We start from the raw sequence: 7,902 nt of genomic DNA, 5'->3' as shown, positions 1-7,902 counted from the left end.
GCCCGCGCTCGGCGCGCGAGCGGCCGGCGGCGGGAGCGCGCAGCGCTCCCCCGCCGTACCCCCCTCAACCGCCGGAGGCCAACGTGTCGCGGCAGAGCCGGTCCGCGAGTCGGGTGGTCTGGGGGAGCCGGACACCCACGGTCAGTGGGAGGGTGTGCGCGCAGGCGTCGTCCAGCGTCGTGCGATGGCCGGGCGAGACATACACCGGCCGCACCCCGTCCCGGGTGCGCAGCGCCCGGCCCACCTCGTCGCCCGCGTCGAGCAGCGGCGCGGTGGCGCCGCGCCCCGGCGCCAGCGGTCGCGGCGGTTCCCGGACGGCGAGGGGCGGCGGGTTCTTGGCGACGCCGATGGTCGGCAGGTCGGTGAGCACCCCCAGGTGGCTGGCGAGCCCGAAGCGGCGCGGGTGGGCCAGCCCGTAGCCGTCGCAGACCACCAGGTCGGGCGCGACGGTCAGCCGGTCGAGGGCCGCCAGCACGGCGGGCAGTTCACGGAACGCCAACAGCCCAGGAACATAGGGGAAGGCGACGGGCCCGGCGGCCGTGGCCTCCGCCACCACCTCCAGGGAGGCGGCGTCGAGGGCCACGGCCGCCGCCGCGACGAGGTCGCGGTCGTCGTCGTACGCCACGTCCACCCCGACCACCACCGTGCCGGGCGCCCCGGGCGCGGGGCCCGAGGAGTCCGCCACCACCCGTTCGCGCAGCCGCAGTTGGACCGCCACGGCCTCGGCCTCGCTGGCCGGCGTGGTGTGCGGGAGCGTCAGGTGGAGGGGCACGGGACGGGGCGGGGCGGGACGGGAACGGCTCAGCCGAGGTCCACCTGCGGGTAGAGCGGGTGCTTGGCGAGCAGGTCGGCGGAGCGGTCGGCGACCTCCTTGGCCACGCCCTCGGCGAGGACATAGGTGGCCTTGGACGGCTTGCCGCTCTTGGCGGTGCCGGGGGTGGTGCGGCTCAGCACGGTGTCGATCAGCTCGGCGACCTCGTCGAAGCCGTCGGCGGTCAGGCCCCGGGTGGTGAGCGCGGGGGTGCCCAGGCGGATGCCGGAGGTGTACCAGGCGCCGTTGGGGTCGCGGGGGATGGCGTTCCGGTTGGTGACGATGCCGGCGTCGAGCAGGGCGCCCTCGGCCTGGCGGCCGGTGAGGCCGTAGCCGGAGACGTCCAGCAGCACCAGGTGGTTGTCCGTGCCGCCGGTGACCAGCCGGGCGCCGCGCCGGGTCAGGCCGTCGGCGAGGGACTGGGCGTTGTCCACCACGCGCTGGGCGTAGTCCTGGAACGCGGGCTGGCGGGCCTCGGCCAGGGCGACGGCCTTGGCGGCCATCACGTGCGGCAGCGGGCCGCCGAGCACCATGGGGCAGCCACGGTCCACCTGGTCGGCGAGGGAGTCGTCGCACAGCACCATGCCGCCGCGCGGGCCGCGCAGGGACTTGTGGGTGGTGGTGGTGACGATCTGGGCGTGTGGCACCGGGTCGAAGTCGCCGGTGAGGACCTTGCCGGCGACGAGCCCGGCGAAGTGCGCCATGTCCACCATGAGCGTGGCGCCGACCTCGTCGGCGATCTCCCGCATGATGCGGAAGTTGACCCGGCGCGGGTACGCGGAGTAGCCGGCGATCAGGATCAGCGGGCGGAACTCGCGGGCGGCGGCGCGCACCGCGTCGTAGTCCAGCAGGCCGGTCTCGGGGTCGGTGCCGTAGGAGCGCTGGTGGAACATCTTGCCGGAGATGTTGGGGCGGAAGCCGTGGGTAAGGTGGCCGCCGGCGTCCAGCGACATGCCCAGCATCCGCTGGTCGCCCAGCGCCTTGCGCAGCCGCTCCCAGTCCTCCTCGGAGAGGTCGTTGACCTGGCGCACGCCGGCCCGCTCCAGCGCGGGCAGCTCGACGCGCTGGGCGAGCACGGCCCAGAACGCGACGAGGTTGGCGTCGATCCCCGAGTGCGGCTGGACGTAGGCGTGTTGGGCGCCGAACAGCTCGCGGGCGTGTTCGGCGGCGATGGCCTCGACGGTGTCGACGTTGCGGCAGCCGGCGTAGAAGCGGCGGCCGATGGTGCCCTCGGCGTACTTGTCGCTGAACCAGTTCCCCATGGCGAGGAGGACGGCGGGGGACGCGTAGTTCTCGCTGGCGATGAGCTTGAGCGAGGCGCGCTGGTCCTCGATCTCGGCGCCGATGGCGTCGGCGATCCTGGGTTCGACGCCGCGCACCACGTCGATCGCCGTGCGGAAGGCGGTGGACTCGGGCGTGCGGGACGGGTTGTCGGTGGTCACTTCGGGCCTCCTAGGCAGACGTCGCGACGGCCCAGGCGCACGGCTCCACATCGCATCGCTGGGGTCGCTCCCCGATGGTTTCGCCCATCCGAACGCGCCAGTCACGACCCGAGGCGAGACTAGCATCGCGCACCCCCGTCGCCGAAGGTCGGCCAGCCTCCCACACGCTCCTGGCCGGCTCCCGCTCCGGGTGCGGGTTCGGGGTGGCTGGGGCACCGTGGAGAGGGTCCGGCGGTCCAGCCACGGGAGGTCAGCGTGTCCGAGCACATCTACCGGGTGACGGAGATCGTCGGTTCCTCGCCGGACGGCGTGGACGCGGCGATCCGCAACGCGATCGAGCGGGCCTCGCGCACGCTGCGGCAGTTGGACTGGTTCGAGGTGGTGCAGGTGCGCGGCCACATCGAGGACGGGCGGCTGGCCCACTACCAGGTGGGGCTGAAGGTGGGCTTCCGCCTGGAGGACACGGGCTCCTGACCGACACGACCTAGAGGGACTCGGTCCCGTCGAGCTGGGCGCGGGTGGGCGGGTCGGCGCCCTCGCGGGCGCAGGTGAGGGCGGCGCAGCGGGCGCAACGGGTGAGCACGCGCCGCAGCTCCTCGGGCTCGGTGGGAACGGCGCCGCGTGTCGCGAGGGCGTCCAGGAGCGCGGCCTGGAAGGCGTCGCCCGCGCCGACGGTGTCCACCACCCGCACCTCGGGCGCCGGGACCGCGATCCGGTGCGCCGCCGTGAGCCCGAGCGCGCCCTGTGGGCCCCGGGTGACGACGACCAGTTCGGGGCCCAGCGCGCGCAGCGTCTCGGCGGCCTCCTCCGTGCCGCGTTCGGGGTAGAGCCAGCCGAGGTCCTCGTCGCTGGCCTTGAGCACCCGCACCTCCTCGGCCAGCCGTTCGGCGAGGGCGCGGTAGGCGGCGCGGTCGGGGCGGACGGCGGGTCGGACGTTGAGGTCGGCGACGACCATCCGTCCCAACGCGCGCTGTTGGCGGGCCAGTTCGAGGACGCGGGAGGCGCCGGGGTCGACGGCGACGGCGAGCGAGCCGGTGTGCACCACGGCGGTGTCCTCGGGCAGCGGCAGTGCGGCGGGGGCCCAGGAGGTCAGGAAGTCGTAGTGGGCCGAGCCGTTCTCGGCCAGGTAGGCCAGGGCGACGGTGGTCCTGGCGGGCCCTTCGGTGGGCAGCCGGACGACCTCGACGCCGATCCTGGCGAGGTGTTCGCCGACCAGCGCGCCGGGCGGGTCGTCGCCCCAGCTGGTGAGGAGGGTGACGGGGCGCCGGAGGCGGTGCAGGCCGACGGCGACGTTGGCGGGGCTGCCGCCGGGGACGGCGCGGGCGGTGCGGGAGCCGGTCGGCCAGAGCAGATCCACCAGGGCCTCGCCCACCACGGCGACCCGAGCTGTCACGTGCCACGCTCCTCCCGGCCGGCCCGTCCCTCGGGCCCGGCGTCGGCCCATCCTGGGGTGCGGACGGCGGGACGGGCAAGTGGGGACGACGGACGCCCGCCCGTCAACCGGGGTTGACGAAGAGCCTGCCGTCAACCATGGTTGACGCATGACCGAGGTGGACCTCTCCCCCATCACCGACTCGTCCGACCCGTTGGCGGCGCTGCGCCTCTCCCGGCGGGCGCGGCACGAGCTGGAACGGGCGGAGGCGGTGCTGGTGCGCCGCGCCCGCAACGACGGCGTCAGCTGGGCCGCGATCGCCGAGGCCCTGGGGGTCAGCCGCCAGGCGGTGCACAAGAAGTACGGCGGGCGCCGCCTGCTGGGCCGGTCCGACTGACGGACCGGCGGAAACCGACGCTCTGTCACCCATCACCAACTGGCCCGATCCCGGGGGGAGTTCCTCTGTGAGCCTGACCGCGAACACGCTGGCGGAGCTGGTCGAGGAGACGGCGCGCGCGGTCGGGGCCGGGCGCCCCGGGGCGGTCGCCGTGGGGGCCGTGCTCGGCGAGGAGACCGCGCTCCACGGCGCGCCGCCCGACACGCTCTTCGAGATCGGCTCGGTCAGCAAGACGTTCACCGCGCTGACCCTGGCCCGCCTCGTCGTGCGCGGCACGGTCGACTGGGAGACGCCGCTGGCCGCGCTGCTGCTTGAGGCGCGGGTGCCGGAGGGCGCCGGCCGAGCCATCACGCTGGGGCAACTCGCCCTGCACACCTCCGGCTTGCCCCGGCTGCCGCACCGGCTGATGCCGCGTGGGCGGCGCGGGGCGCTCGACCCCTATGCGCGGTGCACCGCCGACGCGCTGCTGGCCGAACTCGCCGCGACCCGGCTCCGCTCCGCGCCCGGCCGGAAGTTCCGCTACTCCAACTTCGGCGCCGGCCTGCTCGGGCTGGCGCTGGCCCGGCACACCGGGCGGTCCTACGACGCGCTGATCCGGGACGAGATCGCCGCGCCGCTGGGCATGGCGGACACCCGGGTCGAACTGGACGAGGAACGCGCGGCCCGGCTGGCGCCGGGGCATTCGCGGACGGGCCGGCCGCGCCCGCGCTGGCACCTCGCCGACCTGGCCGGCGCCGGCGGGCTCCACGCCACGACGGCGGACCTGCTGAAGCTGGCGCTGGTCGAACTGGGCGATGGGAGCGGCGAGTTGGGCAGGGCGGTGGCGTTGACCCACGAGACCGAGCGGCGGATCCACCGGGCGCACACCATCCATCCCGGCTGGTACGGCACCCGTCTGCCGGCCTCGCTGGGCCGGCACGCGGTGCTCTTCGCCAACGGTCGGACCGGCGGCCACCACGCCCTGCTGGCGGTGGCGCCGGCCCGGCAGACCGCCGTGGTGATCCTCAGCGCCAACGCCCGCTCGGTGGACCGGGCCGGTTTCGACCTGCTCGGCCGGCTCTCCGTCGACGCGCTGGTGACCCGCCGTTGACCCGGTCCTGACCTGCGGGAGGGTCAGGGCGCGGCGCGCGTCAACCCGTTGGAGGTGTGGCCAAGGTCGCGGCGAGCCCGCCCGCGCCTGGGTACCGTGGGCGCGCGGCAGTGGCGTTGACGGCGCGGCCGGTGGCGGCCGGCCCTACCGAAGGAGTGGCGTGGCAACGGGCTTCACCGTGGACATTGCCGGCGCGGACGGAATGCGCACCGCCGAGTGGACGGTCGGCGAGGAGTTCCTGATCCGGCCGAACCGGCGCGGCGAGGACGCCGAACCGGCCGCCCGCGTACGGCTGTTGGCACCCGAGGGGCAGGAGAGGGCGGCGGAGCCGGCGAGCGCGCTGGCCTCGCGCCCGGTGACGGTGGCCGAGGTCGAGGAACGGCTGCGGCTGCGGGGCGGCGGGCAGCCGCACCCGGTGCTGGCGCTGACCGGCCCGGACGGCGCGGCGCTGGCGACCGTTCACCCGGAGGAACGGGTGCCCTGGCCACGGCACTTCCGCGTCGTGGACGAGCGGGACCGGCCGCTGGCGGAGATCACCCACGAGCCGGCGCGGTTCGGGCGCCGCTGCACCTGGGTGATCGACCCGGCCGACGGGAGCCCACCCGTGGTCGGCCGCCGGGGCTCGGTCGGCGGCTGGCTGGTGTTCGCGCTGACGTTCCCGCTCTGGCTGGTGATCTTCCTCGGCTGTCTGCTGCTGACCCTGCTGACCTTCGGCCACGTGGCCGAGATGGTGGTCTGGGGCTACCCGCGCAGCGTGGTGTGGCGACGCCGGGGCGCGGGGCGGGCGTTGTCGTTCGGCCATCTTCGGACCGACTACCACCACGATCCCCGGCTGCTGGACCCCCGGCTGGCCTACGCGCAGGCGGCGCTCCACTACTTCGACGTGATGCACCACGACTGAGCGGCGTCCCGTCGCGCGCCGGCGCGCGGACGGGCGTGGGCCCCGGGGGCGCGCCCCCGGGGCCCGCTGTGCGCCGGTCGCCCGGGCAGGTCAGCGGCCGATCAGCGGCCGCCCTGGAGCGCCGCCCAGGTCTGGGGGCCGACGATGGAGTCGGCGCCGAGGCCGCGACTGCTCTGGTACTCGCGCACGGCGGCCGCCGTGTTCGGGCCGAACTGGCCGTCGATGGCGAGCGTTTCGCCCAGCGCGGCGGTCAGCGCCCGCTGGAGGCGGGAGACCGCCTCGCCCGAGCTGCCCTGGCTCAGCGTGGGCGTCGAGCCGGCCGACAGCAGCGCGGTCCAGGTGCGAGGGCCGACGACGCCGTCGGCGGTCAGCCCCTTGGCGGTCTGGAAGCCGCGCACGGCCGCGCCCGTCGCGGGCCCGAACTGCCCGTCGACGGCGCCCGCGTTCTGCCCGTTCTGGTTGAGCAGGTACTGGAGCGCGGTCACCTGCGGGCCGGTGGAGCCGTCCCGCAGGGTCTGGTAGGAGGTGAAGTCCAGTGCGGGCGGGCCGGGTTCGCCCGGGTCGCCGCCGACCAGCTCCATGTAGTAGTCCCAGTCCCAGTGCGGTCCCGGGTCGGTGTGGTCGTTGCCGGGCACCTCGACATGGCCGACGATGTGCTGCCGGTTCAGCGGGATGCCGTGCTTGGCGGCGAGGTGCCGGGTGAGCGCGGCCGAGGAGCGGTACATCGCGTCGGTGAACCAGGACGGCTCGTCGACCCACCCCTCGTGCTCGATGCCGATGCTGTAGGCGTTGCCGCCCCTGGCGTGCCAGGCGGTGTCCCGGTCGCGGACGGACTGGGTGACCTCGCCGTCCGAGGAGCGGATCGTGTAGTGGGCGCTGACCTGGGACGCCGGGTTCTGGAACCAGGAGATCGAGCCGGCGTAGGAGCCCTGCGTCACATGGATGACCACCGTGTCGATGGCCTGGGTCCTGCCCGTCGAGTAGTTGGCCGAGTGGGCGGGCGCCCACAGGGCCGGCGGGTAGTCCTCGCTGAGCACGCCGACGTCGGCCGAGGCGTAGTCGCCGCGTTCGGGGTTGACCGTCACGGGATCGACGGTGACCGTTTCGCCGCCGTCCACGACCGCGCTGAGGCCGTCGCCGAGCAGGTCGTAGACCGTGTCGGCATAGAGCCTGGCCGTGGCGTCCTGTTCGGCGCCGCCGTACCGGGCGACGACCGGGTACCAGGCGTCGAGGTCGGCCCGCTCCTCGGCGGTCAGGCCCAACTCGTCGGCATACGCGCGTAGAACGGCCGCGCCGCCCTCGATGTTGGCCGCCGTGTCGGACCGCAGTTCGGCCGCGTCGAGGCCGGTGGCCTCGGCGGCGGCGTCCAGGGTGCGGTGGGTCGGGTTGTCCACCAGGTGCATGACGCCGTAGCCACGGGCGTGGCTGGGGGCGCCGTCGTGGTCGTCGAGTCGGGTCTCGCCGTAGCCGACGGCGACCAGCAGGTCACGGGGGACCTGGTAGGCGTCGGCGGCGTCGGCGAACGCGGCGTTGATCGGGTCGGCCGCCTCGGCCGGGTCGGCCATCGCCGGCTGGGCGGCGGCGAGCAGGCCGGCGAGGGTCACGCCCGCCAGCGCCAGGGTGCCGTGCCGTCTGTGTGGGGCAGATCGTCTGAACACGCTTCTCCGTTTCGCGGTCGCGGGATGCCAGCGCCCCGGGGTCGGGCGCGTGGCGCGACCCCAGCCTTCAGCCCGAGCCATGCCCATGTCAATGACGCGCGTTGACCGGCGTGCTGCGGAACGCTCCGCCGGGGAACGGGAACTGACGCTCGCTCAGCCCTCGCAACGCGGACGGACGCGCTTCCGGCGCGGGCCGGGGCGGCGGTGGGCGGGCCGCCCCGAACCGCGCCG

The 7,902-nt window shown here is 75.1% G+C and carries 8 protein-coding genes and 1 riboswitch; of the genes, 4 read left to right on the top strand and 4 right to left on the bottom strand.

The features are described from left to right. Positions 1–64: 64 nt before the first annotated feature. Both EBN88_RS26840 and EBN88_RS26835 read right to left on the bottom strand, forming a co-directional pair. Positions 65–772 carry an endonuclease V gene (locus EBN88_RS26840; protein ID WP_233581009.1) on the bottom strand — a complete coding sequence of 236 codons (708 nt, stop codon included), beginning with the start codon at positions 770–772 and terminating at the stop codon, positions 65–67. 29 nt (positions 773–801) lie between these two features. After that, on the bottom strand, positions 802–2,304 hold the full coding sequence (locus EBN88_RS26835) for a glycine hydroxymethyltransferase (RefSeq protein WP_122399635.1): 1,503 nt from the start codon (positions 2,302–2,304) through the stop codon (positions 802–804). Next, positions 2,276–2,368: riboswitch (ZMP/ZTP riboswitch) on the bottom strand. (Overlaps the previous gene by 29 nt.) 140 nt (positions 2,369–2,508) lie before the next feature. Here EBN88_RS26835 and EBN88_RS26830 point away from each other — a divergent pair. Next, the gene (locus EBN88_RS26830; RefSeq protein ID WP_122399634.1) at positions 2,509–2,727 is read left to right on the top strand and encodes a dodecin; all 219 of its coding nucleotides are present in this window, start codon (positions 2,509–2,511) and stop codon (positions 2,725–2,727) included. Positions 2,728–2,737: 10 nt separating this feature from the next. On the opposite strand, the gene EBN88_RS26825 is transcribed toward EBN88_RS26830, so the two are convergent. Next, complete coding sequence (locus EBN88_RS26825) at positions 2,738–3,646, bottom strand: carbohydrate kinase family protein (protein WP_233581007.1); 909 nt, start codon at positions 3,644–3,646, stop codon at positions 2,738–2,740. A gap of 148 nt (positions 3,647–3,794) precedes the next feature. On the opposite strand from EBN88_RS26825, the gene EBN88_RS26820 reads away from it, so the two are divergent. From EBN88_RS26820 to EBN88_RS26810, 3 genes are all read left to right on the top strand, one after another. Further along, positions 3,795–4,022, top strand: coding sequence for a helix-turn-helix domain-containing protein (locus tag EBN88_RS26820; protein WP_122399632.1), 228 nt, complete (start codon positions 3,795–3,797; stop codon positions 4,020–4,022). Positions 4,023–4,089: 67 nt separating this feature from the next. Beyond that, a complete protein-coding gene (locus tag EBN88_RS26815) occupies positions 4,090–5,112 on the top strand; it encodes a serine hydrolase domain-containing protein (protein ID WP_158621545.1) in 1,023 nt (340 codons plus the stop codon). Positions 5,113–5,272: 160 nt separating this feature from the next. Next, complete coding sequence (locus tag EBN88_RS26810; protein ID WP_122399630.1) at positions 5,273–6,013, top strand: hypothetical protein; 741 nt, start codon at positions 5,273–5,275, stop codon at positions 6,011–6,013. 101 nt (positions 6,014–6,114) lie between these two features. Here the strand turns inward: EBN88_RS26810 and EBN88_RS26805 are convergent, their stop codons facing one another. Beyond that, a complete protein-coding gene (locus tag EBN88_RS26805; RefSeq protein WP_233581005.1) occupies positions 6,115–7,671 on the bottom strand; it encodes a peptidoglycan recognition protein family protein in 1,557 nt (518 codons plus the stop codon). Positions 7,672–7,902 lie beyond the last annotated feature (231 nt).

It is taken from the genome of Streptomyces triticirhizae (assembly GCF_003696235.1).
In the GTDB taxonomy this organism is placed as follows: domain Bacteria; phylum Actinomycetota; class Actinomycetes; order Streptomycetales; family Streptomycetaceae; genus Streptomyces; species Streptomyces triticirhizae.
The sequence above is the reverse complement of the archived record's forward strand: the minus strand, read 5'-3'. Positions and strand labels throughout refer to the sequence as shown.